Here is a 25,869-nt window from a genome sequence, read left to right as displayed (position 1 = left end):
ACGCCGGTCGGGGTTCCGAGGATGTGTCGGACTACAGCTCGCGACTCATCCAGATCGAGTCCTGCTCGGTCAGTCCGTGCCGGGCGTAGAACCGGCGGGCGGCGTCATTGGGACGCTCCGTCTCCAGGAAGAGCGTCCGGCAGCCCGCAGCGCGGGCGGCGTCGATGACCCGGCTCATCAGCTCGGTGCCCAGCCCCCGACCCTGGCGTGCCACGAAGATCTCGTCGATCAACGCCTCCCGCCCGCCCGACTCCAGGCCCCAGCCCCACGTCAGGACGGCGTACCCCACCGGCACCGGTCCGTCGTCGGCCACGACGAGCCAGACCTGCCCGTGCACGTCGTCGGTGAGCAGCGGGGTGAGTGCGCCGAGCACGTGCGCTTCGTCGTACGGGTGTCCGTCCTCGGCGTAGAAGGCCCGGATCAGGCCGAGCAGGGCAGCGCGGTCCCGTGCGGCGGCGCGGCGGATCATCGCGACCTCAGAGCCGGTCGAGGGCGCCGGCGAGGTCCGCCCACAGGTCGTCGACGTCCTCGATGCCGACGCTGAGCCGGATCAGGCCCTCGGGGACGCCCGGGTCCTCCGTCCGCCAGCGGCGGCGTCGCTCGAAGGTCGACTCGACGCCGCCCAGCGAGGTGGCGTGCACCCACAGCGAGGTCGCGTGGGTGACCGACTCGGCGGCCTCGGCGGAGCCCAGCACCATGGCGAGCATGCCGCCGAAGCCGGGGTAGCGAACCTCGTCGACGGCCGGGTGGTCGGCGAGCCGGCCGGCCAGGGCCGCGGCGTTGGAGGAGGCGCGCTCGACCCGCAGGGACAGGGTCCGCAGGCCGCGCAGCGCGAGCCAGGCCTCCATCGTGCCGGGGATCGCGCCGACCAGGTCGCGACGCCCCTTGAGGACGTCCCACAGGGCGCGTCCCTCGTCGGTGTCCGGTACGACGAGGGCGCCCATCACCGCGTCCGAGTGTCCGGCGAGGTACTTGGTCGCCGAGTGCACCACGATGTCCGCCCCGAGCGCGAGCGGCTGCTGCAGCAGGGGAGTGGCGAAGGTGTTGTCGACCACCACGCGGACGCCGGCGTCGTGGGCGGCGGCGATCAGTGCGGGCAGGTCGGCCAGGGCCATGCCGGGGTTGGTCGGCGACTCGATCCATAGCAGCGCGACGTCCTCGTCGAGCGCGGCGATGACGCCCGCGGTGTCGGTGATGTCGACCAGCCGGGCCGTCAGCCGCCCGCGGGCCTCCAGGTCGGCGAGCTGGCCGATCGTGCCTTGATAGGACTGCCCCGCGACCACGACCGAGTCGTTCACCAGGTCGAGCACGGTCGCGACAGCGGCCAGGCCGCTGGCGAAGGTCAGCGCCCGACCACCCTCGAGGGCGCCGAGCGCCTCCTCGAAGGCGGACCAGGTGTCGTTGGCGTAGCGGCCGTACTCCTTGTCGCCGCCGGCGACATAGGTCGACGCCATCGAGATCGGCACGTTGAGGGCCTGGTCGATCTCGCGGGGCGGACGTCCTGCGTGGACGGCGAGGGTCGCGGGCTTGATCTGCTCGGCCATGTCCACAGACTAGGGTTTCGACCCATGATCGCCCTGACCCTCCCCGAGATCGCGGCCATCACGGGCGGCACCGTCGAGGGCCCCGCCGGTGGTCCCGCCGACGGGACGAGCCGCCCGGTCCTGGTCGACGGCCCGGTCGTCATCGACGGTCGCGAGGCCGGCCCCGGGAGCCTCTTCGTCGCCTTCGTCGGCGAGCACACCGACGGCCATCTGCACGTACCGCAGGCCGCCGCTGCAGGTGCCGTCGCGGTGCTCGGCACCCGGCCCACCGAGCTGCCCACGGTCGTGGTCGACGACGTCCAGGCGGCGCTCCAGGAGCTGGCGCGGGCGGTGGTGGCGCGGGTCCGCGGAGCCGGCGGCCTGACCGTGGTGGGCATCACCGGCTCGCAGGGCAAGACCTCGGCCAAGGACCTGCTCGCCGCCGTCCTGTCGGCCGACGCTCCGACGGTCGCCACCCAGGGCTCGTACAACAACGAGATCGGGATGCCGCTGACAGCGCTCCGCGCCGACGCCTCGACCCGCTACCTGGTCCTGGAGCTGGGCGCGCGCGGCATCGGCCACATCGCCGAGCTCGCCGCTCTCGTCACCCCCGACATCGGGATGGTCCTCAACGTCGGGCACGCGCACATCGGCGAGTTCGGCTCGCGCGAGGCGATCGCCCAGGCGAAGGGCGAGCTGATCGAGGCGGCCACGTCGGTCGCGGTGCTCAACGCCGACGACGAGCGCGTCGCCGCGATGGCGCCGCGTACGCACGCCCGCGTGCTCACCTTCGGACGCGAGCAGGAGTCCGACGTACGCGTCACCGACCTCACCCTCGACCGCCTCGGCCGACCGTCCTTCACACTCGCCGCGGCCGGCGCCTCCGTGCCGGTCGCCCTCAAGGTCGTCGGCGAGCACCAGGCCCTCAACGCCGCCGCCGCGGCCGCTGCCGCGCTGGCCGCAGGCGTGACGCTGCAGGCGGTCGGCACCGCCCTGACCGAGGTCGAGACCCTGTCCAAGTGGCGGATGGAGCTGCACGAGCTGCCGGGCGGCGTGATCGTGCTCAACGACGCCTACAACGCGAACCCGGACTCGATGCGGGCCGGCCTCGACGCGCTCGCCGCGATCGGCGCCGACCCGGAGGTCCGCCGCACCATCGCCGTGCTCGGCGAGATGAAGGAGCTCGGTGCCGAGGCGCAGGAGGCGCACCTCGCGGTCGGCGCGCACGCGACCGAGATCGACATCGACCGGGTCGTCGTGGTGGGGGAGGCCGCGCGGGCGATCGCGACGGGCGCGGGTGATCGCGCGGTGAGCCTGGCGGACAACGCCGAGGCGGTCGCCTGGGTGCGCGAGAACGTCGCCGAAGGTGATGCGGTTCTCTTCAAGGCCTCCAACGGGGCGCGCCTCTACGACGTCGCCGAGGCCCTCCTCTAGCGTTCCACCCATGGTCGAGCAGCAGCGCAAGGTCCGGGTCGCCCTCCTCTTCGGAGGCCGCTCCGGCGAGCACTCGATCTCGGCAGCCACCGCGGCCGGCGTGATGAAGGCGATCGACCGCGAGAAGTACGACGTGATCCCGGTCGGCATCTCCCGCGAGGGCCAGTGGGTGCTGGCGGGTGGCGACGCGAGCGCCTTCGAGCTCACCGCCGGCCAGCTCCCCGAGGTCACCGCCGCGTCGGGTCGCAGCGTCGTCGGGCTGAGCGAGATCGGCGAGGTGGACGTCGTCTTCCCGCTGCTGCACGGACCCTTCGGCGAGGACGGCACCATCCAGGGGCTGCTCGAGATGGCGAACGTCCGCTATGTCGGGTGCGGCGTGCTCGCCTCGGCCGTGGGCATGGACAAGCACTACATGAAGCTCGTCTTCGCCGGTCACGGCCTGCCCGTCGGCCCGTACGTCGTCATCCAGCCGCGTGACTGGGAGCACCGCCAGGCCGAGACGATCAAGCGGGTCAGCGACGAGTTGACCTTCCCGGTCTTCGTGAAGCCGGCACGCGCCGGCTCCTCGCTCGGCGTCACCCGCGTGGACGACATCTCGGCACTCGCCGACGCGATCGAGGAGGCCCGCTTCCACGACCCGAAGGTCCTGGTCGAGCAGGGCCTGGAGGGGCGTGAGATCGAGTGCGCCGTGCTGGGCGGCCGCAGCGGCGCCGCTCCGCGGGCGTCGGTCCCGGGCGAGATCGTGGTCGACCACGACGCGGCCGATTTCTACGACTTCGAGGCCAAGTACCTCTCCGGCACCCAGGCCCGCACCGACTGCCCGGCCGACCTCCCCGAGGACGTGTCGGAGCGGGTGCGGGACGTGGCCGTACGGGCCTTCGAGGCGATCGACGGCGAGGGCATCTCCCGTGTCGACGTGTTCGTCACGGAGGCCGGCGAGATCACGATCAACGAGATCAACACCATGCCCGGCTTCACCCCGATCTCGATGTACCCGAAGATGTGGGAGGCGACCGGCCTCTCCTACCCGGAGCTGATCGACGAGCTGATCCAGCTGGCCCTCGAGCGCCCGCTCGGCCTGCGCTGACCGTTGATTCCGGCCTCGGTCCCGGTCGAGTGGTGGCTCCGTCTCGGTCGAATCGGGGCTCCGTCCCGCTCGTACGCCGGGTGCGCGCCGACGAGTGTCAGCGGGTCCGCGCCGGTGACGACCTCATCACTCGACGCGGACCAAGCCATCACTCGACGGTGGCGGAGGCCCGAGTCAACGGGCGAGGGCGCGCTCGACGAGCCCCTTGGTGACCGCTCCCAGCGACGTGCCGGCGGCGTTGCAGGCGAACGGGAAGACCGAGGTCTCGGTGGAGCCCGGCGTCACCGCCGTCTCGAGCAGCACGAACGAGCCGTCGGGGGAGACGATGAAGTCGGAGCGCGAGAGGTCGCGCAGGCCCAGCACGTCGTGGGCCGTACGGGCCGTGTCGCGCAGCTCCTCGAGCAGCTCGCCGGAGAGCTTCGGCACCGAGAGGCCGACGAACTCGGCGGTGTAGCGCGCCGCGAAGTCGAACTCGTGGCCCTTGGTGAAGTCGATCGCGATCGGGTCGAGCGCGCTCAGGCCGTCCTCGTTCTCCAGCACGACCACCGAGACGTCGACGCCCTTGTAGAACCGCTCGATCAGCGCGTCGTCGTGATAGGCGTACGTGCCGACGAGGGCCGAGGGCAGCTCGCCGAGCCCGTCGACGCCGCTGACGCCGAGGGCCGAGCCGCCCTGGGCGGGCTTGACCACGACCCGCTCGCCGAGGCGGTCGAGGACGTGCTCCATCAGCGCGGTGGGGCCGATGTCGCGGAAGGTCTGGGCCGAGAGGCCGACCGAGTCCGGCACGGGGATCCCGGCGCGGCGCAGCAGCTCGCGGGAGGTGCCCTTGTCGAAGGCGACGCGGCAGGCGCGCGACGGGCTGCCCACGTACGGCATGTCGATCAGCTCGAGCAGCGTCTGGATCTCACCGTCCTCGCCGAACTGCCCGTGCAGCGCCGGCACCGCGACCGCGACCTTGTCGCGCTCGAGGTGGTTGAGCAGGTTGCGGTCGAAGTCGTAGGCGGCCACGTCGACGCCCTCGGCGCGCAGCTCGCGCACCAGGTTGCGCCCCGAGGCCAGCGACACGTCGCGCTCGTGCGAGAGACCACCGGCGATGACGGCGACCAGACCACTCATGGGTAACAGCTCCAGATCAGGGGTTGAGGATCAGATGTTGACGACGGGGCAGGTCAGCGTGCGCGTGATGCCCTCGAGCGTCTGGATCTTGGCGACGACCATCTTGCCGAGCTCGTCGACGGTCTTGGCCTCGGCGCGGACGATCACGTCGTACGGGCCGGTCACGTCGTCGGCCTGCGTGACGCCGGGAACCTGCGCGATCGCGGCCGCCACGTCCGCGGCCTTGCCGACGTCGGTCTGGATGAGGATGTAGGCCTGGACAAGCATCGTGCTCACCTTCCGTCAGCCGGCCCCGCGCCGGTCCGCCGTTCAACCTATACCGACCCACCGACAGGCGACACGGTTGGATGGACCCATGAGCACCGAGGGGACCTCCGGACGGACGGCCGGACAGACGACTGGACAGACTCTGGGGGACCTCGGCGAGTTCGGCCTGATCTCGCAGCTGGTCGCCCACTTCGCCCAGGGCGAGCACGTCCTGGTCGGCCCCGGCGACGACGCCGCGCTGCTGCGGATCAAGCAGGGCCACGTGGTCGTCTCGAGCGATCTGATGGTGGAGGGCCGCCACTTCCGGCGCGACTGGGCCGGCGGCTACGACGTGGGCCGCCGCGCGGCCGCGCAGAACCTCTCCGACATCAACGCCATGGGCGGCACCGCCCACTCCGTGACCGTCGGCCTGGCCGCGCCCGCCGACCTGCCCGCCGCGTGGGCGCTGGATCTCGCCCGGGGCCTCGCCGAGGAGTGCGCTCTGGTCGGTGCCTCGATCGTCGGCGGCGACATCACGCGTGCCGACGAGATCGTCATCGCTGTCACGGTCATCGGTGCCGTCACCCGGGCACCGGTCCTGCGCAGCGGCGCCCGTCCCGGGGATGTCGTCGCCCTGGCCGGGCGCCAGGGCTGGGCCGCGGGCGGCCTGGCGGTGCTCGGTCGCGGGTTCCGCTCGCCGCGCGCCCTGGTCGACGCCTACCGCCACCCCGAGCCGCCCTACTGGGCCGGCCCGGCCGCGGCCGACTCCGGGGCGACGGCGATGATCGATGTCTCTGACGGACTGCTCTCCGAGTGCGCGCACCTCGCCGACGCCTCGGGCGTCGCGATCGACGTACGGACCGCGCAGCTGGAGATCCCCGAGCCCCTGCACGCCGTCGCCGCCGCGACCGGCGTCGACCCGATCAGCTTCGTGCTCGGCGGCGGAGACGATCACGCCATCCTGGCGACCTTCCCGGCCGGGACGGCGCTGCCCGAGGGGTTCCGGGCGGTCGGTGCCGTCGCCGAGGGCGAGGGCGTCACCGTCGACGGCAGCCCGTACGAGGGCGCCACCGGCTGGACCCACTTCTGAGTCCGAGGGATCAGCGGCGCACCCGGACCACGTTGGTGGCGACCAGCTTGTCGTGCAGCGCCTGCCGCTGCGGGTCCCACGCCGCCCACAGCGGGTTGAGCAGCTGCCAGGCGAGCGTCACGAGCAGCAGCGGGATCAGCGCCGCCCAGGAACCGGATGCGAGGCCGAGCACCTCCAGGAGGACCGGTACGCCGAGGTAGGCCGCCCCGCGGGCGAGTGCGCGTCCCCAGGACAGGTGGCCCGGCCGCTCGCTCAGCCGAGTGCGCAGGCCGGTGACGAGCTGGCCCGGCGTCCCTCCGCGGTAGCGCAGGAACGCGGCCTGCGCCACCACCAGGATCACGGCCGGGATGAGGTAGACCCACAACCGGTCGCGGTAGATGTCCAGCAGGTGGTGGAAGTACCAGGAGAGGGTGCCGGGAGCGTCGACGTCGAGCCGGCGCTGGAACTCGGTGTTGAGCCGGTCGAGGTCACGCTGCATCGAGATCTGTGCGGGGATCGTGACGACCAGGCTCACGATCGCGCCGAAGATGCTGTCGATCACGGTCGCGCCGACCCGGTGCCACCAGCCGGCGAGCGGCTCGCCGTCGGGGGTGGTGGGACCGGCGGGGCGCGGTACGGGTGCGACCTGCTGGTGGACGTGGTGCGTCCAGGCGGTGCCGTCCCAGTAGCGCAGCATGCCGGGGGCTCCGGAGGGGTCCGGGAACCAGCCGGCCGGAACGTCGCTCACGGCGATGACCTTAACGAGGAGAAACGGCGACGGGCGCGGATCCACCGAAGTGGACCCGCGCCCGTCGGACGCGAGATGACGTCAGCAGGTCAGCGGGAGACCTTGCCGGCCTTGAGGCAGCCGGTGCAGACGTTGAGGCGCTTGGGCGTGCCGTTGACCGTGGCACGCACGCGCTGGATGTTGGGGTCGAAGCGGCGCTTCGTGATCTTGCGGGACCACGGGCGGTTGTTGCCGAAGCCCGGCTTCTTGGCGCAGATGTCGCAAACGGCAGCCACCGTGAACTCCTGAAAAATCGTGTGAACTAGGTCTGGTGTCACCCGGCAGATCGACGCTGTGAGGCGTTGACCCGGCGCTGGCAACCGAATGAGAGTAGCCGATCCGCGGCCCCGGGCCGAAATCGAGGGAATCCCCATTACTCTGTGGACCTTGCGATCATACGGCGCGACGGGAGGCAGACGGACGGTGGCGATGCTGGACCTGACGGTCATCCGTCGTTTCGCCCACCTGGTGGCCGATGCCCTGGGCGCGCACCGCGAGGAGATCAACGGGCTTAACGTCTACCCGGTCCCCGACGCCGACACCGGCACCAACCTGTACCTGACCGCCGCGGCCGCCCGAGACGCGCTTGCCGCAACCGAGACCGACGACCCGCGCGAGGCGCTCGGCGCGTACGCGCGCGGGGCGCTCCTCGGAGCCCGCGGCAACTCCGGCGTGATCCTCTCCGAGATGCTGGGCGCCGCGCTGCGCCGCCTCACCACGGCGGATCCCTCCGAGCGGCACGCCCTGGTGTTCGCCGATGCGCTGCGCATCGGCAGCGAGGCCGCCTACCGGGCCGTCGCCGCCCCGGTCGAGGGCACCATGCTCACCGTGTGCCGTGTCGGCGCCGAGGCCGCCTGGGCCGAGGCCCAGCAGCCGGAGGCGAAGACCCGTGACGTCATCGCCACCGCGGCGCGCTCCGCTCGCGCCGCGCTCGAGGAGACCCCGCACCAGCTGCCGCTGCTCGCCGCGGCCGGCGTCGTCGACGCCGGCGGCCGCGGGATCAGCGTCCTCTTCGACACGATCGACCAGGTCCTGACCGGCCGCCGACCGGAGCCGCTCGGTGCGCTGCGACCACGCTCGATCCCGGTGCAGGCCGCGCCGCAGGCCGACCAGGCCGACCTGACCGAGGACGGGCCCTCGTACGAGGTGATGTTCCTCCTCGACGCCGAGGACGCCGCGATCCCGGTCCTCAAGGACAGCCTCGGCCCGCTCGGCGACTCCCTCGTCGTCGTCGGAGGCGACGGGCTGTGGAACGTCCACGTCCACGTCGACGACGTCGGCGCCGCGATCGAGGCCGGCATCGTCGCCGGGCGCCCCCACCGGGTGAAGGTCACGCACTTCGCCGAGCAGCGGAGCCGGCAGATCGCCGAGCAGATCGCCCGGCACGGCCTCGAGCAGGGCCAGGCGTCCCACGCAGGAGCATCCGCCGCCCGTACGGGCCGGGCGGTCGTCGCCGTCGCCGGCGGCCCCGGCCTCACCGAGCTCTTCACCGATGCCGGAGCTGTCGCGCTGGACGCGCGCCCCACCACTGCCGACCTGGTCGCAGCCCTCGCCGAGACCGGCGCGGCCGAGGTGATCGTGCTCCCCAACGACGGGCGCACCCAGCGCTATGCGGAGGCGGCGGCCCGCTCCACCGAGCTCGACCTCGGCATCCGGGTGGCGGTCATCCCGACCGTGGCGCAGGTGCAGGGCGTCGCCGCGCTGGCCGTGCACGACCCGGCGGCCGCGTTCGACCGCGACGTCCTCGAGATGACCGCGACGGCGCGCCACACCCGCCACGGCGGCGTCACCGTCGCCGAGCAGCAGGCGCTGACCACCGCCGGGCCCTGCGAGCCGGGCGACACCCTCGGGATCATCGACGGCGAGTTCGTCCGTGTCGGCGGCACCCTCGAGGAGGTCGCGATCGACGTGCTCCGCCGCCTGGTCGGCGGCGGTGGCGAGCTCGTCACCCTCGTCTCGGGCGCCGACGACCCCGACGGCGCCCTCGCCGGCGCCGTCCAGGACTGGGTGGAGCAGAACCACCACCTCATCGACGTCGTCACCTACGACGGCGGCCAGGCCCGCTACCCGCTGCTGGTGGCGGTCGAGTGATCACCCTCGACTCGCCCGTCCAGGCGGTCCTGGGTGACAACAAGAAGGCGGAGAAGATCGTCAGCGGCCTGAAGCTGCGCACGGTCGGCGACCTCCTTCACCATTTTCCGCGCCGCTACCTCAACACCGCCAACCTCACCTCGGTCGCCGAGCTGCAGGACGGGCTGATGCTCACGGTCCTCGGCGAGATCGTCGACACCCGGGTGGCGAGCTACACCGATCGGCGGACGGGGCGCCCGGCGTTCCGTACCGAGACGCTTCTGCAGACCGACGGCCCGCGGCTGTCGATGACGTTCTTCGCCAAGCGCAAGCACACCGCGGAGTGGAACGAGCGCAGGCTCAGGCCCGGCACCCGGGGTGTCTTCATCGGCAAGGTCGGCTCGTTCAACGGCCGCTGGCAGCTGACCAACCCGCAGATGGTCATCTTCGGCAACGTCCACGACGACGACGGCGCCGGCGTCCCCGACGACGCCGCCCTGACGATCGAGGCCCTGACCGACGTCTTCCCGATCTACCCGCTGACCGCCGGCGTGCTCTCGTGGGATCTCCAGCGCGCGATCCGGTTCGCCCGCGAGGTGGTCACCGGCATCGAGGACCCGCTCCCGGACGCGCTGAAGCAGGCCTACCAGGTCCTCGACCTGCGCGAGGCCTTCGACCAGATCCACCAGCCGGCGAGCTTCGAGGAGGTCGAGGCGGCCCAGCGCCGCTTCCGGTTCGCCGAGGCGGTGACCCTCCAGCTCGTGCTCGGCCGGCGCCGGCGCGCGCTGCAGGCGCAGGGCGCCCAGGCGCGGACGGGCGGGCGCAGCGATCTGCTGGAGCGCTTCGACGCGAGCCTGCCCTTCACCCTCACCCGTGGCCAGCAGCTGGTCGGCGAGGAGATCGAGCGCGATCTCGCCCAGCCGCACCCGATGAACCGCCTGCTGCAGGGCGAGGTCGGCTCCGGCAAGACCCTCGTGGCGCTGCGCGCGATGCTCAAGGTGGTCGACTCCGGCGGCCAGGCGGCCCTGCTCGCCCCCACCGAGGTCCTCGCCCAGCAGCACTACCGCTCCATCTCCGCCATGCTCGGCGAGCTGGCCGGGGGAGGGCTGCTGGGCGGAGGCACCACCGTCGAGCTGCTCACCGGGTCGATGACCAAGAGCCAGCGCACCGAGCCGCTCAGCCGGATCGCGATCGGTGAGGCCGGCATCGTGATCGGCACCCACGCCCTGCTCCAGGACACGGTGATGTTCGACGACCTCGGCCTGGTGGTCGTCGACGAGCAGCACCGCTTCGGCGTCGAGCAGCGTGCCGCCCTGACCGACAAGGCCGGCACCCCGCCGCACGTCCTGGTGATGACGGCGACGCCCATCCCGCGCACGGTCGCGATGACCGTCTTCGGTGACCTCGAGGTCTCCACCCTCACCGAGCTGCCCGCCGGCCGTGCCCCGATCCAGACCTCGCTCGTGCCACTGGCCGAGCGCCCGCAGTGGATCGACCGGGTCTGGGAGCGGGTCCGCGAGGAGGTCGCCAAGGGCCACCAGGCGTACGTCGTCGCGCCCCGGATCAGCGGCGACGACGCCGAGCAGGGCGAGGTCGACGTCGTCGATCTCGACGAGGACGGCAACCCGATCAAGCCGCCGCCGCGCCCGCTGGCCTCGGTCACCGAGCTGGCGGAGGTGCTCACCGCGGGGCCGCTGCACGGGCTCCAGGTGGCCGTCCTCCACGGTCGTCTCGCGCCCGAGGAGAAGGACCGCACGATGCGCGCCTTCGCCGCCGGCGAGATCGACGTCCTGGTGTCCACGACCGTCATCGAGGTCGGCGTCGACGTGGCCAACGCGACCGCGATGGTGATCGTCGACGCCGATCGCTTCGGCGTCTCCCAGCTCCATCAGCTGCGCGGCCGGGTCGGCCGCGGCGGACTCCCGGGCCTGTGCCTGCTGGTCTCCCATGCCGAGCTCGGGACGCCGGCGCGGGAGCGCCTCGACGCGGTCGCGAGCACCACCGACGGCTTCGCGCTCTCCCAGGTCGACCTCGAGCTGCGCCGCGAGGGCGACGTCCTCGGCGCCAACCAGTCGGGCGGCCGATCGAGCCTGCGCAACCTGCGCGTCCTGCGCGACGAGGAGACGATCGTGGAGGCCCGTGCAGCGGCGGAGGAGCTCTTGGACGAAGATGTGGACCTGCACCACGCGCCGCGCCTCGCGGGCGTGGTGCGTGACATCGAGAACAGCATCCAAGCCGAGTACATGGAGAAGTCGTGACGCGGATCATCGGGGGTACCGCGGGCGGACGACGCCTCAGCACCCCACGTGGTGCCCAGACCCGGCCCACGAGCGACCGGGTGCGCGAGGCGCTCTTCTCGGCGATCGAGTCGTGGTGCGGATCCCTGCAGGGGCTGCGCTTCCTCGACCTCTACGCGGGCAGCGGCGCCGTCGGGCTCGAGGCCTGGTCGCGCGGCGCCGGCATCGTCACGATGGTCGAGCAGGACAAGAAGACCGCGGCCCTGATCTCGGCCAACGCGACCACCGTCGGCTTCCCGCGCGCCAACGTCGTCGCCACGGCGGTCGCCACCGCGCTGGCCAAGCCGCCGATGGCCCCGTACGACATCGTCTTCCTCGACCCGCCCTACCCGCTCTCCGAGGAGGCGCTCGGCGCCGACCTCGTGGCGCTGGCCGACAACGAGTGGCTGGTGCCCGGCGCGCTGGTGGTGGTGGAGCGCGGGTCCCGCAGCCCCGAGCCGGGCTGGCCGGCGGTCTTCGAGGACGTCCGGAGCAAGAAGTACGGCGAGACGACGCTTTGGTACGGTCACGCAGCAAACACCAGCTCCTGACGCGAGAGTGGAGGTGCCGAGCATGCGCCGTGCCGTCTGCCCGGGCTCGTTCGACCCGGTGACCAACGGTCACATCGACATCTTCCGCCGTGCCTCGCGCCTCTTCGACGAGGTCGTCGTCGCCACCGGCACCAACATCTCCAAGAGCCGGCTCTTCGCGCCCGAGGAGCGGCTCGCGATGCTGCGCGAGGCGACCGCCGACCTGCCGAACGTGCGGGTCGAGGGGTTCACCGGCCTGATCGTGGACTTCTGTCGTGACATCGACGCGGTCGCGATCGTCAAGGGCATCCGCGGGGCGACGGACTACGAGTACGAGCTGCCGATGGCGCAGATGAACGTCCACCTCACCGGCGTCGAGACGGTCTTCCTGCCCGGCGCCACCACGAACGTCTTCGTCTCCTCGAGCCTGATCAAGGAGGTCTCCGCCTTCGGTGGGGACGTGTCGGCCTTCGTTCCCCCCTACGTGGTGGCCGCGCTCGCCCAGAAGCACGCGGAGAAGCACGCCTCGCGTTGAGGGCGACCTAAAGTGGGCCGCGTGAGCAGCATCGACCTCCGTGGCCCCTTCGTCCTCGACACCCGCGACCTCGGCCGCCGCGCCGGCACGCAGCGGGAGTACGAGCTGACCGTCCCGGCGCCGCCGGAGCTCGGCATCGACGTCTTCGCCGTCCCCGAGGGTGACGAGGTGGACGTGGACGTACGCCTCGAGGCGGTCGTCGACGGCGTCCTGGCGACGGGCACCGTCTTCGCCGATCTCAAGGGCGAGTGCGTGCGCTGCCTCGACCCGATCGAGGACGAGGTCGAGGCCGGCTTCCAGGAGCTCTACCTCTACGACGCCCCGGAGAAGGGCGAGGACGACGAGGACGACGACCTGAGCGTCGTCGTCGAGGAGCACATCGACCTCGAGACGGCGATCCGCAACGCGATCGTGCTCGAGATCCCGTTCCAGCCGCTGTGCTCCGACGACTGCCCCGGCCTGTGCCAGGAGTGCGGCGCCTCCCTCAAGGAGGACCCGGGTCACACCCACGAAGCGGCGATCGACCCGAGGTGGGCTAGCCTCCAGGGTCTTCAGGGCGATCAGGACTGATCGTCCCCTGGGTGGGGGTTCGGGCCGATTGGAGCCCTGAACGCGATCCCGTTAGACTTCCCGGGTTGCCCGAAAGGGCGTTGGACTTTTTTAGAGGAGAGAACAGTGGCTGTTCCGAAGCGGAAGATGTCGCGCAGCAACACCCGTCACCGTCGGTCGGCCTGGAAGGCCGTCGCGGTCAACCTGGCGACCTGCGCGAACCCCGCCTGCGGTGCCAAGGTCCTGCAGCACCGTGCGTGCGGTGAGTGCGGCCAGTACGGCGCCCGTACCGACCGTCGCCAGGTCCTCTGACCTACCCCGGTCTCCTGACCAACTACGCCGAGCTCCGAGCAGCGCTCGGGGATCCGATCCTGGACCCCGAGCTGCTGGAGCGTGCCCTGACGCACCGCTCCTTCGCGTACGAGAACGGCGGTCTTCCCACCAACGAGCGCCTGGAGTTCCTCGGGGACTCCGTGCTCGGTGTGGTGGTGACCGAGACGCTCTACCGCAAGCACCCCGACCTCTCCGAGGGTCGGCTGGCGAAGCTGCGGGCCGCCGTGGTCAACGCCCGCGCACTCGCGGTCGTCGGCCGCGGCATCGGTCTTGGTCAGCACATCAAGCTCGGACGCGGCGAGGAGGCGACCGGTGGTCGCGACAAGGCCTCGATCGTCTCCGACACCGTCGAGGCCGTGATCGGCGCCATCCACCTCAGTGGTGGCATCGAGGTCTCGGCGCAGGTCGTGCACCTGCTGTTCGACCCGCTCATCGAGGACGCCTCGGCGCTCGGGGCGGGGCTGGACTGGAAGACGTCGCTCCAGGAGATCACCGCCGAGCTCTCGCTCGGTGTCCCGGACTACGTCATCACCGCCGAGGGCCCCGACCACATGAAGACCTTCACCGCGAAGGTCAGGGTCGGGGACAAGCTCTACGGCAACGGCGTGGGCCGCTCCAAGAAGGAGGCCGAGCAGGCCGCCGCGGAGACCGCCTACCTCGAGCTCACCGCCGTCCCGGCCGAGTGACGCCCCTCGTGCCTGAGCGCTCCGTTGCCTGAGCTGCCTGAGGTCGAGGTCGTACGCGCCGGCCTCGAGCAGCACGTCGTGGGTTCGCGGATCGCCTCGGTGGAAGTCCTGCATCCGCGTCCCGTACGGCGTCATGTGCCGGGTCCCGACGACTTCGCATCGGTGCTCGCGGGGCGCCTGCTCACCGGAGCCCGCCGCCGCGGCAAGTACCTGTGGCTGCCGCTCGACTCGGGCGATGCGCTGATGGCGCACCTCGGGATGAGCGGCCAGATGCTCGTTCAGCCCGTCGGCGCCCTCGACGAGCGTCATCTGCGCGTCCGCTTCGGCCTGACGGCCTCGGAGACCGAGCCTGTCGCGACCGAGCTGCGCTTCGTCGACCAGCGGATGTTCGGCGGACTCTCACTCAGCCCCGGGGGAGCGGACGTCCCCGCAGAGATCGCCCACATCGCGCCCGACCCGCTCGAGGCGGCCTTCTCCCCGGATGAGTTCGTGGCGCGGGTACGCCGCTCGGGCAGCGGCATCAAGCGCCTGCTTCTCACCCAGACCGTGATCAGCGGCGTCGGGAACATCTACGCCGACGAGGCGCTGTGGCGCGCCCGGCTGCACGGCGAGCGGCCCGGCAACCGGCTCACCCGCGCCCAGGTGCTCGAGCTGGTCGGCCACGTCACCGACGTGATGACCGACGCGCTGGCCCAGGGGGGCACCTCCTTCGACGCGCTCTACGTCAACGTCAACGGCCAGTCGGGCTACTTCGACCGCTCGCTCAACGCGTACGGCCGCGAGGACCAGCCCTGCCGGCGCTGCGGCACCCCGATCCGACGCGTCGCGTTCATGAACCGCTCGTCGTACTTCTGCCCGGTCTGCCAGCCGGCTCCGCGCAAGCGCTCGTGAGCGTCGCGCACCGTAGGGCCGGCGGACCCGCCGCTGGGACGGTCGGTCAGAGTCCGCTGTCGGGCCAGGTGCTCAGCGTTGCCCATGCTCCGTGGGTCTTGCAGGCGAGCCCGAGCGCGATCCAGGCGGGCCGGGTCGTGTCGTCCAGCTCGTTCCAGGCGCCTGAGTCGGTCTCGCCGTCGTAGCAGGCATAGCTCACGTCGCCGCGGTCGTAGTACGTCGCGATCCAGCGCCATTCGCCCCTCACCTTGGCGGCAACGCTCTCCTCCTCATCTCCCGGGTTCCAGTCGACGAGGGCATAGCCGCCGTCGTGGGAGCTGTACCGCTCGAGCCTGACGTACACGACGTGCGGGCTCGAGTTCTTCTGCTGCTGGAGGAAGGCGCGCAGCCCGTCGGGGGCAGGCTTGAACCTGTTGCTCTGGTTCCTGCCGGTGATGGACGGCGCCGAGCCCGAGCCCGGGCTCATGTCCGTCGGGGCTGCATCGATCGTCAGCGGCTGGCCGAGGGAGAAGTTCACGCCGCGGCTCAAGCCGGCACCCATCGCGGCGTGGTAGACGGTCCGCATGGAGCCATTGGCGTTCGAGGTCGTCACCGTCAGGTGGGCCCGGCGGTCGGCGAGCGACAGGTCGGACACCTCGGCGTGGGCCTGCCCGTCGATGAGCGTGCGCAGCCGGATGGTGTCGAAGAGCCGGCGGCCCTCGTACGCGAGTACGAGGTCGGGCCAGGCCTTGCCGTGCGCGCTGCAGCTGAGCGGCACGAGTGTCAGCGGGCCGTCGTGGTGGCGTCCGAGCTGACCGGTGACCGCCTGGTCGACGTCGAGCGTCGTGTGACCGTTCGACCGGGGGTAGTTCTTCACGTAGCCGTTGAGCCTCGTGGCGGGGTGCCCGCATGAGGCCGGCACCCGGACATTGCTCAGCGAAGGCGTCGAGCCGGCCCGCGTTGCCGGGCCGGCATGCGCGGCCGACGTGCCGAGGCCGACGAGAGCGGAGCCGACGATCGTGACCGCTGCGAGCGCGGAGACGAGTCCACGGGACAGGCTGCGCATAGGGTCCTCCTGAGGTGCGTGCGGCCGAGGCGATGAGGGCAGCGACTCTCCACCGCGTGCCTGTGAGGACACCCTGAGGGCCGGGTGCGTGTCCCGTGGATTGACGCTGCCCGGGATCGGTGCGACTCTGGTAGACGGCCCGCCCGGGCCCTCGCGATCCGACGAAGGAACCTCTTCTATGGCCAAGGCGCTGATCGGCTACATGCACAGCGACCTGCGGACGCCGCACCACCTCACTGCCGAGAACGCTCGGCTGCGTGCGCGCGTGCAGGAGCTCGAGCAGCTCGTCCTCACCCTCAAGACCGAGAACGACTCGCTGGCGCAGGCGCATGCCGACCTGCTCGAGTCTGAGATGCAGGAGATGCAGCCCGCCTGACGCGGCGACATCACCGAGTCCCACCCACAGAGCCGCCCCGACCACTGGTCGGGGCGGCTCTTGGCGTCAGTGGATCGCCGCGTCCTCACGCACCTTCGCCCGCATCGGCAGCAGGAACGCCGAGCAGAACGCCGCCGCGTAGCACCCGATCGTCACCCAGACGACCCAGCGGGTGGAGATGCCGAAGCCGTGCTCGGGCAGCCAGTGGAAGAAGAGCGTGCCGAGCACCGCGACGCCGAGCGCGCCGGCGAACTGCTGCACGGCGTTGAGCAGCCCCGAGCCGGATCCGACCTCGTGATCGCCCAGGTCCGACAGCACGATGTCGAAGAGCGGCGCGAAGATCAGGCCGCTGCCGAAGCCGGTGATCAGGAAGGGCAGCGACAGGTGCCAGGCGCTGGCGCCGTGCTCCAGGCCGCCGGCGATCGCTGCGAACCACGCCATAGCGACCATCGTGATCGCCAGGCCGATGTGGAGGACGTGCCGCCCGAGCTTGGGGCCGAGCAGCGCTCCGGAGAGGCCGGCGCCGACCGCCATGCCGAGCGCGTAGGGGGTCTGTGCGATCGCCGCGTGCTGCGCGGAGTAGCCGAGCCCGAGCTGCATGAACAGGCTCAGGATCAGCCCGACGCCGACCATCGAGAGGAAGAACGTGCCGAGGAAGATCAGGCCGGCGACGTAGCCGCGGTGGCTGAAGAGCGACGGCTCGATGATCGGGTGGTCGCTGCGTCGCTCGTTCCAGATGAAGAGGACGAGCACGATCCCGGCGGCGACCATCACGCCGTAGAGCCACCCGGGCCAGCCGAGGTCGCGGCCCTCGACGAGCGCGTAGATGAGGCCGCCGGCGGCCACCGAGATGAGCAGCGAGCCGACCGGGTCGAGCCGTACACCGGGTGTGCGCGGCATGTCCGGGAGCCGTCGGTAGGCGATGAAGGTGCCCACCAGCCCGATCGGGACGTTGATCAGGAAGATCGCGCGCCAGCCGCTGCCCCAGATGTTCGCATCGATGAGGAAGCCGCCGAGGATCGGACCGAGCACCGCGGACAGACCCATGATCGGGCCGAACGGGATGAACGCCTTCTGCAGCTCGTCCTCGGGGAACGACTGCTTCACCAGGGCGAAGCCCTGGGGGATCATGGTGGCGCCGAAGAGGCCCTGGATGACCCGGGCGATGATGAGCGTGGTCGCGGTCGGGGCCAGGCCGCACGCCAGCGAGGCGACGGTGAAGCCGCCCATGCCGACGATGAACATCTGCCGGCGACCGACGATGTCGCCCAGCCTCGCGGACGTGATGAGGCCGACCGCGAAGGTCAGCGTGTAGGCCGCGAGGATCCACTGCAGGGTCGTCTCGGAGCCGCCGATGTCCCGTTCGATCGAGGGCCCGGCGAGCTGAGCCACGGTGCTGTCCACCAGGTCCATGACGTCGGCGATGATCACGACCGCCATCACGAACCAGCGGGCTGCATAGCCGGGGGGCCGAGCGATCTCGACAGGGGCCTGGGCGGACGACATGAGCGGGAAGACCTTTCGTACGGGTTAGTGTTGGGGCGCCGAGCTTCCCCGCATCGACCATCCTGTCAGGACCCTCTGACAAGATCAGCCGAGTTTTCCTACACGGACACCGGGAGCCTGCGTTGTACCTGAAGAGCCTGACCCTCAAGGGGTTCAAGTCCTTCGCGTCCGCCACGACGCTCCAGCTCGAGCCCGGCATCACCTGCATCGTCGGCCCCAACGGCTCCGGCAAGTCCAACGTCGTCGACGCTCTCGCCTGGGTGATGGGCGAGGCCAGCGCCAAGAGCCTGCGCGGCGGAAAGATGGACGACGTCATCTTCGCCGGCACCTCCGGCCGTGCGCCGCTCGGCCGGGCCGAGGTGCTGCTGACCATCGACAACAGCGACGGTGCCCTGCCGATCGACTACGCCGAGGTGACGATCTCGCGCACGATGTTCCGCTCCGGCGGTTCGGAGTACGCCATCAACGGCCAGACCTGCCGCCTCCTCGACGTCCAGGAGCTGCTCTCCGACTCCGGCATCGGCCGCGAGATGCACGTCATCGTCGGCCAGGGCCAGCTCGACTCGATCCTGCACGCCACCCCCGAGGACCGGCGCGGCTTCATCGAGGAGGCCGCCGGCGTCCTCAAGCACCGCAAGCGCAAGGAGAAGGCGCTGCGCAAGCTCGACTCCACCGAGGGCAACCTCACCCGCCTCAACGACCTCCTGGTCGAGATCCGCCGCCAGCTCAAACCGCTCGGCCGCCAGGCGGAGGTCGCCCGGCGGGCCGCCACCGTCCAGGCGGACGTACGTGACGCTCGGGCGCGCCTGCTCGCCGACGACCTCGTCACGGCGCGCACCACGCTGGAGCAGGAGATGGCTGACGAGTCGGCCCTGCTCGCCCGTCGCGAGGAGGTCGAGCGGCTAGTCGCCGCCGGCCGGGAGCACGAGGCCACCCTCGAGGCGGCGCTGCGCGAGGACCTGCCCGCACTGACCGAGGCCCAGGAGACGTGGTTCGCGCTCTCGGGCCTGCGCGAACGCTTCCGCGGCACCCAGTCCCTGGCCGCCGAGCGGCTCCGCAACGCCACCTCCAGCAGCGAGGTCGAGGTCCGCAGCGGCCGCGACCCCGAGCAGCTCGAGGCCGAGGCGGAGCGCGCTGCGGAGCAGGAGCGTGCCATCGACGCCGAGGTCGAGCAGCAGCGCACCGCCCTCGAGGAGGCGGTCACCGCGCGCAAGGCGGCCGAGGACGCCGCCGCCGAGGAGGATCGACGCGTCGCCGGTCTGCAGCGCGCCGCCGCCGACCGCCGCGAGGGCGTCGCCCGTCTCGCCGGCCAGGTCAGCGCGCTCACGTCACGTGCCGCGGCCGCCGACGACGAGGTCGGCCGGCTCACCCAGGCCCGCGACGAGGCGATCGTCCGCGCCGACCGCGCCCAGACCGACTTCACCACCCTCGAGACCAAGGTGGCCGGACTGGACGCGGGGGAGGAGTCCCTCGACGCCGAGTACGAGGAGGCCGCCGGCGCCCTGGAGGAGATCGAGGAGCGGCTCACCGCGGTCCGTGAGGAGTCGGCGGCCTCCGACCGGGACCGCTCCGCCCTCGCCGCTCGCAAGGAGGCGCTCGAGCTCGGCCTCAACCGCAAGGACGGCGCCGGCGCGCTGCTCGGCGCTGCCGCCGAAGGCTCCCTGGCCGGCGTCCTCGGCTCCGTCGCAGCGCTACTCGCCGTGAAGCAGGGGTACGAGACGGCGATCGCGGCCGCCCTCGGCAGCGCCGCCGACGCCGTTGCGGTCGCGGACGCGGCGGGTGCCGTCGCCGCCATCGCCCACCTGCGCACGGACGACCTGGGTCGGGCTCGCCTGCTGATCGGGCACAGCCTCGGAAGCGCTCCGGCCGGCCACGCGAAGGCGTCCACGCCCGGAGCCGGCACCCCGGCGATCGACGTCGTGGAGTGTCCGGCCGCGCTGCAGCCCGCCATCGAGCGCCTGCTCGCGACGGTCGTCGTGGTCGACGACCTCGCCGCTGCCCGTACGGTCGTCGAGGGCCACCCCGAGGTCACCGCCGTCACCCGCGACGGCGACCTGCTCGGGGCCCTCCACGCGTTCGGCGGCTCGAGCAGCGCGCCCAGCCTGATCGAGATCCAGGCAGCCGTCGACGAGGCCGCCGAGCAGCTCGCCGCGGCGATCGCCACCTCCGAGCGGACCACCTTCGAGACCTCCACGCTCGAGGCCGAGCGGTTGGAGGCGCAGAAGCGCGTCGACGTGGCCCTCGCGCGCTTGCACGAGTCCGACGCCACCCTCGCCGCCGTCGCCGAGGAGCTCGGTCAGCACGGAGCCCACGCTCGCGCCGCCCGTGGCGAGGCGGATCGCCTCACCGCAGCCATCGCGAAGGCCCAGGAGGCCCGCGAGCAGGCCGTGGCCGGTCTCGCCGAGCTCGAGGAGCGGCTCGCCCGCGCGGAGGAGGCTCCCGAGGAGGAGCCCGACACCGAGCTCCGCGAGCGGCTCGCCGAGACGGCGCGATCGGCCCGCAACGCGGAGATGGAGGCGCGGCTCTCGTTGCGCACCGCCGAGGAGCGCTCCCGTGCCCTGCATGGGCGGGCCGACGGCCTGCGCCGCGCCGCCCAGCAGGAGCGCGAGGCCCGGAAGAAGGCCGCCGCACGCCGCGAGCGGATCGCCCGCGAGGCCCAGGCCGCCCAGGCCGTCAGCACGGCCGTCGAGCACGTCCTGACCCGGCTCGAGGTCTCGATCGAGCAGGCCGCCGCGGCCCGCAGCGAGATCGAGCTCGCCCGCCGCGGGCGCGAGGAGCAGCTGGTCTCCGTACGCGCCTCCCTGCGCGACCGCGCCAAGGAGCTCGAGGAGCTGGTCAGCTCGGTCCACCGCGACGAGATGGCCCGCGCCCAGCAGCGGATGCGGATCGAGCAGCTCGAGGAGAAGGCGATCGAGGAGCTCGGCACCGAGCCCGAGGCCCTGATCGACGAGTACGGCCCGCACACCCTCGTCCCGCAGCCGCCGATCGACGACGGCACCGACGACGGGTCGCCGGTCGAGGCCATCCCGTACGACCGCGATGAGCAGACGAAGCGGCTCCGGGCCGCCGAGCGCGCGCTCAACCAGCTCGGCCGGGTCAACCCGCTGGCGCTCGAGGAGTTCAGCGCGATGGAGGAGCGGCACAAGTTCCTCACCGAGCAGCTCGAGGACCTGCGCTCCACCCGCAAGGACCTGCTCGACATCGTCAAGGAGGTCGACGCCCGGGTCGAGCAGGTCTTCACGGAGGCATGGGAGGACGTACGGGTGGCGTTCGACCACGTCTTCGCGCGGCTCTTCCCCGGCGGCGAGGGCCGGCTCATCCTGACCGACCCCGCCGACATGCTGACCACCGGCATCGAGGTCGAGGCGCGTCCGGCCGGCAAGAAGGTCAAGCGACTCTCGCTGCTCTCCGGCGGCGAGCGATCCCTGGTCGCCGTCGCCTTCCTGGTCTCGCTGTTCAAGGCCCGCCCGTCGCCGTTCTACATCCTCGACGAGGTCGAGGCGGCGCTCGACGACACCAACCTCGGCCGGCTGCTGGAGATCTACGAGGAGCTCCGCGCCCACTCCCAGCTCCTGGTGATCACCCATCAGAAGCGGACGATGGAGGTCGGCGACGCCCTCTACGGCGTCACCATGCGCGGCGACGGCGTCTCCACGGTCATCTCGCAGCGGCTGCGAGAGCCCGAGTCGGCCTAGCGGCGGGCTCCGTCGTCGGGTGCAGCGGGCACCGGCTCGCGCAGCAGCGTCGAGACGGCGATCGCGACCAGCGGGATGACGGCCAGCACCTCCATCGCGCCGCGAGGACCGTGCGCGTCGGCGACCAGGCCGAGCAGCGGCATGAGCAGGCCACCCGCGCTGACGGCGAGACCGAGCGTGACACCCGCCGCGGTCCCCGGTCGGGACGGCAGGTAGTCCTGGCCGAGCTTCACCAGGACCGCGAACGGGATGTTGGTGACGAATCCGGTCAGCGCCACGATCGCCAGCGCGACGTGCTGGTGATCGCACGAGAGAAGCAGCCACAGCGCCGGCAGCAGCGCGGCGTTGCCGGCCTGCACGGTGCGCACCATGCCGAACCGATCGGCGATGCGGCCGCCCGCGATCGTCCCGGCCACCCCACCGAGCAGCATCAGGGTGAGCGCGACACCGCCCCACGTGGCGGTGGCGCCGAGATGGCGGATCCAATAGAGGGAGACGAAGGTGTTGAGCCCGAAGGAGATCGTCGACCGGACGACCTCGACGGTGGTGAGCACGGCGAAGAGCCCCACCCGGTCGGTGCCGGCGTGCCGTGCGACGCCGGCATGCGGGTGGTGCGCCTCGCCGCGTCGGCGCAGCAGCACGAAGGCCATCAGTACCGCCGGCGGGATGAAGACGGCCGTCCCCCGCAGACCGAGCGCATCGAGCGCGGGTGTGACCAGGGCCGGTGCGACGAAGAAGCCCACGCTGCCGCCGGCGGCGAAGTAGCTCATCGCCGCGGCGCTGGCGCCGGCCGCCCGCCGCGCGTCCCGTCCGGCGGGCGGGTGGAAGAGCGCGACGCCGACTCCGGACAGGAGTAGCAGCAGGAAGACCAGGGGGTACGACGGCGCCAGTCCGGACAGGCCCGCGCCGAGTCCCGCCAGGCCCACGCCGAGCGGCGCCATCCAGGCGACGCGGTGACGATCGGCGATCACCCCGACGACCAGCTGGGGCAGGGCGCTGCCGAGGGTGGCGGCGAGGGCGAGCCCCGATGCCTGGACGTAGCTGAAGTGTCGTTCCAGGACGAAGTAGGGCACGGCCGCCGGCACCAGCCCCTGGTAGAAGTCGTCCACGGCGTGGGCGCCCGCCCACAGCCGCATCCGGCGCCACGGCCGGGTCGCCGTCGAAGTGGGGGTCGCGTCGATCAATGCATCGGTCACGGGTCTCACCCTGGCGACGCGCGGCGTGGCTTACTTCCGATAATCTGTCGGACTATGTCGGAGATCAGCCACCTTCCGACGGCGCCCACCCAGACCGAGGGCAAGGCACCGGGCGCGGTCGTGGAGCGGCATCGGCACGACGAGCACCAGCTGATCTACGTGAGCGCCGGCGTGATCGCGATCGCCACCTCGCACGGCTCCTGGGTCGCCTCGCGCGACCGCGCGCTCTGGGTGCCGGCCCAGGTGTGGCACGAACACCGGTTCCACGGTCACAGCCTGTTCCACACGGTGGGCTTCCCGGTGACCGCGAGCGTGCCGCTCCCGATCGACTCACCGGTCGTGGTCTCGGTCGACCCACTGCTGCGCGAGCTGCTGATCGCCTACACGGACGGATCGGCCCCCGGACCCGAGTCCGATCGCGTCTTCGGCGTCATCCTGGACCGGCTCGTCCACGCGTCCGTGCAGCCGGTCAGCCTGCCGACCCCGGACGACACCCGGCTGGCCTCGGCGTGCCGGCTGGTGGAGGCCGATCTCAGCGTGCCCCTGACGCTCGCCTCGGTCGCACGCACGGTGGGTGCCAGCGAGCGGACGCTCTCGCGGCTGTTCCAGGCCGAGTTCGGGATGACCTATCCGCAGTGGCGTACGCGACGGCGGGTGCTGCAGGCGATGGTGCTGCTCGCCGGCGGGCTCTCCGTCACCCAGACGGCGCACCGATGCGGTTGGGCCAGCACGAGCGCGTTCGTGGACACGTTCGTGCGGACGATGGGCACCACGCCCGGCCGCTACCGGGCCGCCGCCGGGTCTGCGGACACGGCTGCGATGATCCACAGGTGACCGAGCCGAACCGTTCCGTGCCGACCCGCGCCGACTACGTCCACTGGCGGACCATCACGACACGCTGGCGCGACGACGACGCGTACGGGCACCTCAACAACGCGACCTACTACGAGTACTTCGACACCGCGGTGAACGCCTACCTCTTCGAGGCGACCGGTACCAACGTGCGGTTCCTGCCTCAGATCGGCGTCGTCGCCGAGACGTCGTGCCGCTACCTGCGCGAGATCGGGTTCCCGGAGCCGGTCGAGGCGGGGCTGGTCGTCGACAAGGTCGGCACCTCCTCGATCATCTACCGGATCGGGCTCTTCCAGGGCGACAGCGACGAGGCCGCCGCCGAGGGCCGGTTCGTCCACGTGTACGTCGACGCCGAGCACGATCGGGAGGGTGCCGCGGCCCGGAGCGTCGCGCCCATCCCCGATGTGATCCGCGTCGCTGTCTCCCGACTCCTGCGCTGAGATCCCCGGCCTGGGACGGTCCCATGGCAGGGTGGGCGCGGAAGGGAACACTCTCGGGAGGGACTCGCCCCATGCTCACCATCACCATTGCCATGATCGTGATCCTGCTGCTCGCCGGAGCGGTCGTCGTGTACGCCGCCTACCCGGGCCGCGGACAGAAGACGCCGTACGCCCCCTGGGTCGGGGAGGCGATGGAGAAGGCGGCCGACGCGATGCCGACGCTGGAGGCCGAGGAGAGCCGGGACTGGTCCCTGCGTCGTTGAGGGCGTGACCTCGCCCCTCTGATTGGATGGAGCCATGGCTGACTGGCTCATCATCGTCATCGCGATCGCGCTCGCCGCGTTCGTCCTCATCGGCGTCACCGCCGCGCTCGTCGGTCTCAGCCGCCGCCGCGGACGCACGACCCCGCCGCCGTCCGCCCCGTCAGCGCCGACCCCGGCACCGCCCCAGCGCACCACGGGGCCCGAGGTGGAGGGCGAGGCCCCGGTCGAGGAGCCGGAGGCGCCGGTCGAGGCTCCGGCCGCGCCGACGCTCGAGCGCCCGGAGGCCCCGGGCTCCCGCCTGGTGCGGCTGCGTCAGCGCCTCGCCGGCTCCACCAACGCGCTCGGCCGCGGCCTGCTCGCGCTGATCTCGCGCGACCAGCTCGACGAGGACACCTGGGAGGGCATCGAGGACGTCCTGCTCACCTCCGACATCGGCGTCGGCCCGACCCAGGAGCTGGTCGAGAGCCTGCGCACCCGCCTGCGGGTCGAGGGCAGCAGCGACGCCCGTACGGTCCTGCGCGAGGAGCTCGTCAAGCTGGTCGACCCGTCGATGGATCGCCGCCTGCAGGTCAGCGGCGCCGACGGCAACCCGGGCGTCGTCCTGGTCGTCGGCGTCAACGGCGCCGGCAAGACCACCTCGGTCGGCAAGATCGCCCGCATCCTGGTCGCCGAGGACCGCAAGGTCGTGCTCGGTGCCGCCGACACCTTCCGCGCCGCGGCCGCCGAGCAGCTCGGCACGTGGGGCGAGCGGGTCGGCGTCGAGGTCGTTCGTGGCCCCGAGGGCAGCGACCCGGCCAGCGTGGCGTTCGACGCGGTCAAGTCGGGTGCCGACAGCGGCGCTGACACGGTCATCGTCGACACCGCCGGCCGCCTGCAGAACAAGCAGGGCCTCATGGACGAGCTCGGCAAGGTCAAGCGGGTCGTGGAGAAGGTTGCGAAGACCACCGAGGTGCTGCTCGTCCTCGACGCGACCACCGGCCAGAACGGCCTGATCCAGGCCCGCGTCTTCAGCGAGGCCGTCGACGTGACCGGCATCGTGCTGACCAAGCTCGACGGCTCGGCCAAGGGCGGCATCGTGGTCCAGGTCCAGCGTGAGCTCGGCGTGCCGGTGAAGCTGGTCGGCCTGGGTGAGGGCCCGGACGACCTCGCGCCGTTCAGCCCCGAGGCGTTCGTCGACGCCCTGCTCGGCTGAGCGCGAGTCAGCCCGCGCAGCGGAGGGCGCAGTCGTAACAGGCGGGAAAGACCTGTTACATGCCCGCAACATCCGACGCTCGACGTCGAAATCTGACGGCCCCATGGTTACTCCAGTTCAGCAGGGCGGTGCCGCGACAGCGTGGTCGCGGCACCGTACCCCTGCACCCATG

General features: G+C 71.8%; 26 protein-coding genes. 17 read left to right on the top strand and 9 right to left on the bottom strand.

Features of this window, described 5'->3' with window-relative positions; genetic code table 11:
• Nucleotides 1-31: 31 nt before the first annotated feature.
• Nucleotides 32-469, bottom strand: coding sequence for an N-acetyltransferase family protein (locus ACZ5L9_RS01105; RefSeq protein ID WP_464532601.1), 438 nt, complete (start codon nt 467-469; stop codon nt 32-34).
• A gap of 7 nt (nt 470-476) precedes the next feature.
• Nucleotides 477-1,544 carry a trans-sulfuration enzyme family protein gene (locus ACZ5L9_RS01100; protein WP_464532598.1) on the bottom strand — a complete coding sequence of 356 codons (1,068 nt, stop codon included), beginning with the start codon at nt 1,542-1,544 and terminating at the stop codon, nt 477-479.
• A gap of 24 nt (nt 1,545-1,568) precedes the next feature.
• Here ACZ5L9_RS01100 and ACZ5L9_RS01095 point away from each other — a divergent pair, with 24 nt between their 5' ends.
• Together ACZ5L9_RS01095 and ACZ5L9_RS01090 are read left to right on the top strand one after the other, a co-directional pair.
• Nucleotides 1,569-2,957: a UDP-N-acetylmuramoyl-tripeptide--D-alanyl-D-alanine ligase gene (locus ACZ5L9_RS01095; protein WP_464532596.1), complete on the top strand. Its 1,389-nt coding sequence runs from the start codon at nt 1,569-1,571 to the stop codon at nt 2,955-2,957.
• A gap of 10 nt (nt 2,958-2,967) precedes the next feature.
• Nucleotides 2,968-4,044: a D-alanine--D-alanine ligase family protein gene (locus ACZ5L9_RS01090; RefSeq protein WP_464532593.1), complete on the top strand. Its 1,077-nt coding sequence runs from the start codon at nt 2,968-2,970 to the stop codon at nt 4,042-4,044.
• A 174-nt stretch (nt 4,045-4,218) separates the two neighbouring features.
• On the opposite strand, the gene ACZ5L9_RS01085 is transcribed toward ACZ5L9_RS01090, so the two are convergent.
• Both ACZ5L9_RS01085 and ACZ5L9_RS01080 read right to left on the bottom strand, forming a co-directional pair.
• Nucleotides 4,219-5,160 (bottom strand): D-alanine--D-alanine ligase family protein, encoded by a 942-nt coding sequence (locus tag ACZ5L9_RS01085; protein ID WP_464532591.1) that lies wholly within the window; start codon nt 5,158-5,160, stop codon nt 4,219-4,221.
• Between the two features lie 30 nt (nt 5,161-5,190).
• The gene (locus tag ACZ5L9_RS01080; protein WP_464532588.1) at nt 5,191-5,427 is read right to left on the bottom strand and encodes an Lrp/AsnC ligand binding domain-containing protein; all 237 of its coding nucleotides are present in this window, start codon (nt 5,425-5,427) and stop codon (nt 5,191-5,193) included.
• Between the two features lie 88 nt (nt 5,428-5,515).
• Here ACZ5L9_RS01080 and ACZ5L9_RS01075 point away from each other — a divergent pair, with 88 nt between their 5' ends.
• Nucleotides 5,516-6,496, top strand: coding sequence for a thiamine-phosphate kinase (locus tag ACZ5L9_RS01075; RefSeq protein WP_464532584.1), 981 nt, complete (start codon nt 5,516-5,518; stop codon nt 6,494-6,496).
• A gap of 10 nt (nt 6,497-6,506) precedes the next feature.
• On the opposite strand, the gene ACZ5L9_RS01070 is transcribed toward ACZ5L9_RS01075, so the two are convergent.
• Together ACZ5L9_RS01070 and rpmB are read right to left on the bottom strand one after the other, a co-directional pair.
• Nucleotides 6,507-7,223 carry an RDD family protein gene (locus ACZ5L9_RS01070; RefSeq protein ID WP_464532581.1) on the bottom strand — a complete coding sequence of 239 codons (717 nt, stop codon included), beginning with the start codon at nt 7,221-7,223 and terminating at the stop codon, nt 6,507-6,509.
• A gap of 89 nt (nt 7,224-7,312) precedes the next feature.
• On the bottom strand, nt 7,313-7,498 hold the full coding sequence (gene rpmB, locus ACZ5L9_RS01065) for a 50S ribosomal protein L28 (protein WP_028645381.1): 186 nt from the start codon (nt 7,496-7,498) through the stop codon (nt 7,313-7,315).
• 193 nt (nt 7,499-7,691) lie between these two features.
• Between rpmB and ACZ5L9_RS01060 the strand changes: the two genes are divergently transcribed.
• From ACZ5L9_RS01060 to mutM, 8 genes are all read left to right on the top strand, one after another.
• Nucleotides 7,692-9,353, top strand: coding sequence for a DAK2 domain-containing protein (locus ACZ5L9_RS01060; protein WP_464532579.1), 1,662 nt, complete (start codon nt 7,692-7,694; stop codon nt 9,351-9,353).
• Nucleotides 9,350-11,590, top strand: a complete 2,241-nt coding sequence (locus ACZ5L9_RS01055) for an ATP-dependent DNA helicase RecG (RefSeq protein WP_464532577.1) — start codon at nt 9,350-9,352, stop codon at nt 11,588-11,590. The genes ACZ5L9_RS01060 and ACZ5L9_RS01055 overlap by 4 nt, the downstream gene beginning before the upstream one ends.
• Nucleotides 11,587-12,159 carry a 16S rRNA (guanine(966)-N(2))-methyltransferase RsmD gene (gene rsmD, locus ACZ5L9_RS01050; protein WP_464532575.1) on the top strand — a complete coding sequence of 191 codons (573 nt, stop codon included), beginning with the start codon at nt 11,587-11,589 and terminating at the stop codon, nt 12,157-12,159. Before ACZ5L9_RS01055 ends, rsmD begins: the two co-directional genes overlap by 4 nt.
• Nucleotides 12,160-12,181: 22 nt before the next feature.
• A complete protein-coding gene (coaD, locus tag ACZ5L9_RS01045) occupies nt 12,182-12,673 on the top strand; it encodes a pantetheine-phosphate adenylyltransferase (RefSeq protein WP_464532573.1) in 492 nt (163 codons plus the stop codon).
• A 21-nt stretch (nt 12,674-12,694) separates the two neighbouring features.
• Entirely contained in the window at nt 12,695-13,243 is a 549-nt protein-coding gene (locus ACZ5L9_RS01040; RefSeq protein ID WP_464532571.1) for a YceD family protein, read from the top strand.
• Nucleotides 13,244-13,348: 105 nt separating this feature from the next.
• Complete coding sequence (rpmF, locus tag ACZ5L9_RS01035) at nt 13,349-13,534, top strand: 50S ribosomal protein L32 (RefSeq protein WP_464532569.1); 186 nt, start codon at nt 13,349-13,351, stop codon at nt 13,532-13,534.
• Nucleotides 13,489-14,241 carry a ribonuclease III gene (gene rnc, locus ACZ5L9_RS01030; RefSeq protein WP_464532566.1) on the top strand — a complete coding sequence of 251 codons (753 nt, stop codon included), beginning with the start codon at nt 13,489-13,491 and terminating at the stop codon, nt 14,239-14,241. Before rpmF ends, rnc begins: the two co-directional genes overlap by 46 nt.
• A gap of 24 nt (nt 14,242-14,265) precedes the next feature.
• Nucleotides 14,266-15,132, top strand: a complete 867-nt coding sequence (mutM, locus tag ACZ5L9_RS01025; protein WP_464532563.1) for a bifunctional DNA-formamidopyrimidine glycosylase/DNA-(apurinic or apyrimidinic site) lyase — start codon at nt 14,266-14,268, stop codon at nt 15,130-15,132.
• Nucleotides 15,133-15,178: 46 nt separating this feature from the next.
• Here mutM and ACZ5L9_RS01020 read toward each other — a convergent pair whose 3' ends face one another.
• Entirely contained in the window at nt 15,179-16,177 is a 999-nt protein-coding gene (locus tag ACZ5L9_RS01020) for a hypothetical protein (RefSeq protein ID WP_464532561.1), read from the bottom strand.
• Nucleotides 16,178-16,355: 178 nt separating this feature from the next.
• Between ACZ5L9_RS01020 and ACZ5L9_RS01015 the strand changes: the two genes are divergently transcribed.
• Nucleotides 16,356-16,553, top strand: a complete 198-nt coding sequence (locus ACZ5L9_RS01015) for a hypothetical protein (RefSeq protein ID WP_464532559.1) — start codon at nt 16,356-16,358, stop codon at nt 16,551-16,553.
• Nucleotides 16,554-16,619: 66 nt separating this feature from the next.
• Here the strand turns inward: ACZ5L9_RS01015 and ACZ5L9_RS01010 are convergent, their stop codons facing one another.
• Nucleotides 16,620-18,059 carry a DHA2 family efflux MFS transporter permease subunit gene (locus ACZ5L9_RS01010; protein WP_464532557.1) on the bottom strand — a complete coding sequence of 480 codons (1,440 nt, stop codon included), beginning with the start codon at nt 18,057-18,059 and terminating at the stop codon, nt 16,620-16,622.
• Nucleotides 18,060-18,181: 122 nt separating this feature from the next.
• Between ACZ5L9_RS01010 and smc the strand changes: the two genes are divergently transcribed.
• A complete protein-coding gene (smc, locus tag ACZ5L9_RS01005) occupies nt 18,182-21,754 on the top strand; it encodes a chromosome segregation protein SMC (RefSeq protein ID WP_464532554.1) in 3,573 nt (1,190 codons plus the stop codon).
• On the opposite strand, the gene ACZ5L9_RS01000 is transcribed toward smc, so the two are convergent.
• Nucleotides 21,751-22,950 (bottom strand): MFS transporter, encoded by a 1,200-nt coding sequence (locus ACZ5L9_RS01000; RefSeq protein ID WP_464532550.1) that lies wholly within the window; start codon nt 22,948-22,950, stop codon nt 21,751-21,753. The genes smc and ACZ5L9_RS01000 overlap by 4 nt on opposite strands.
• A 54-nt stretch (nt 22,951-23,004) precedes the next feature.
• On the opposite strand from ACZ5L9_RS01000, the gene ACZ5L9_RS00995 reads away from it, so the two are divergent.
• The 4 genes from ACZ5L9_RS00995 (at nt 23,005) to ftsY (ending at nt 25,697) form a co-directional block, all read left to right on the top strand.
• A complete protein-coding gene (locus ACZ5L9_RS00995; RefSeq protein WP_464532547.1) occupies nt 23,005-23,784 on the top strand; it encodes a helix-turn-helix transcriptional regulator in 780 nt (259 codons plus the stop codon).
• Nucleotides 23,781-24,242 (top strand): acyl-CoA thioesterase, encoded by a 462-nt coding sequence (locus ACZ5L9_RS00990; protein WP_464532543.1) that lies wholly within the window; start codon nt 23,781-23,783, stop codon nt 24,240-24,242. The genes ACZ5L9_RS00995 and ACZ5L9_RS00990 overlap by 4 nt, the downstream gene beginning before the upstream one ends.
• Before the next feature lie 71 nt (nt 24,243-24,313).
• Entirely contained in the window at nt 24,314-24,505 is a 192-nt protein-coding gene (locus ACZ5L9_RS00985) for a hypothetical protein (protein ID WP_464532541.1), read from the top strand.
• Between the two features lie 34 nt (nt 24,506-24,539).
• A complete protein-coding gene (gene ftsY / locus ACZ5L9_RS00980) occupies nt 24,540-25,697 on the top strand; it encodes a signal recognition particle-docking protein FtsY (protein ID WP_464532538.1) in 1,158 nt (385 codons plus the stop codon).
• Nucleotides 25,698-25,869 lie beyond the last annotated feature (172 nt).

This window comes from Nocardioides sp. JCM 18998 (assembly GCF_055391535.1).
Note: the sequence above shows the minus strand (reverse complement) of the source record. Positions and strands in the feature narration are given on the sequence as shown.

Bases quoted from the DNA above. Each gene is read 5' to 3' on its own strand.
- ACZ5L9_RS01105 (WP_464532601.1), bottom strand. From the start codon at position 469: ATGATCCGCCGCGCCGCCGCACGGGACCGCGCTGCCCTGCTCGGCCTG.
- ACZ5L9_RS01100 (WP_464532598.1), bottom strand. From the start codon at position 1,544: ATGGCCGAGCAGATCAAGCCCGCGACCCTCGCCGTCCACGCAGGACGT.
- ACZ5L9_RS01095 (WP_464532596.1), top strand. From the start codon at position 1,569: ATGATCGCCCTGACCCTCCCCGAGATCGCGGCCATCACGGGCGGCACC.
- ACZ5L9_RS01090 (WP_464532593.1), top strand. From the start codon at position 2,968: ATGGTCGAGCAGCAGCGCAAGGTCCGGGTCGCCCTCCTCTTCGGAGGC.
- ACZ5L9_RS01085 (WP_464532591.1), bottom strand. From the start codon at position 5,160: ATGAGTGGTCTGGTCGCCGTCATCGCCGGTGGTCTCTCGCACGAGCGC.
- ACZ5L9_RS01080 (WP_464532588.1), bottom strand. From the start codon at position 5,427: ATGCTTGTCCAGGCCTACATCCTCATCCAGACCGACGTCGGCAAGGCC.
- ACZ5L9_RS01075 (WP_464532584.1), top strand. From the start codon at position 5,516: ATGAGCACCGAGGGGACCTCCGGACGGACGGCCGGACAGACGACTGGA.
- ACZ5L9_RS01060 (WP_464532579.1), top strand. From the start codon at position 7,692: ATGCTGGACCTGACGGTCATCCGTCGTTTCGCCCACCTGGTGGCCGAT.
- coaD (WP_464532573.1), top strand. From the start codon at position 12,182: ATGCGCCGTGCCGTCTGCCCGGGCTCGTTCGACCCGGTGACCAACGGT.
- ACZ5L9_RS01020 (WP_464532561.1), bottom strand. From the start codon at position 16,177: ATGCGCAGCCTGTCCCGTGGACTCGTCTCCGCGCTCGCAGCGGTCACG.
- ACZ5L9_RS01015 (WP_464532559.1), top strand. From the start codon at position 16,356: ATGGCCAAGGCGCTGATCGGCTACATGCACAGCGACCTGCGGACGCCG.
- ACZ5L9_RS01010 (WP_464532557.1), bottom strand. From the start codon at position 18,059: ATGTCGTCCGCCCAGGCCCCTGTCGAGATCGCTCGGCCCCCCGGCTAT.
- ACZ5L9_RS00995 (WP_464532547.1), top strand. From the start codon at position 23,005: ATGTCGGAGATCAGCCACCTTCCGACGGCGCCCACCCAGACCGAGGGC.
- ACZ5L9_RS00985 (WP_464532541.1), top strand. From the start codon at position 24,314: ATGCTCACCATCACCATTGCCATGATCGTGATCCTGCTGCTCGCCGGA.
- ftsY (WP_464532538.1), top strand. From the start codon at position 24,540: ATGGCTGACTGGCTCATCATCGTCATCGCGATCGCGCTCGCCGCGTTC.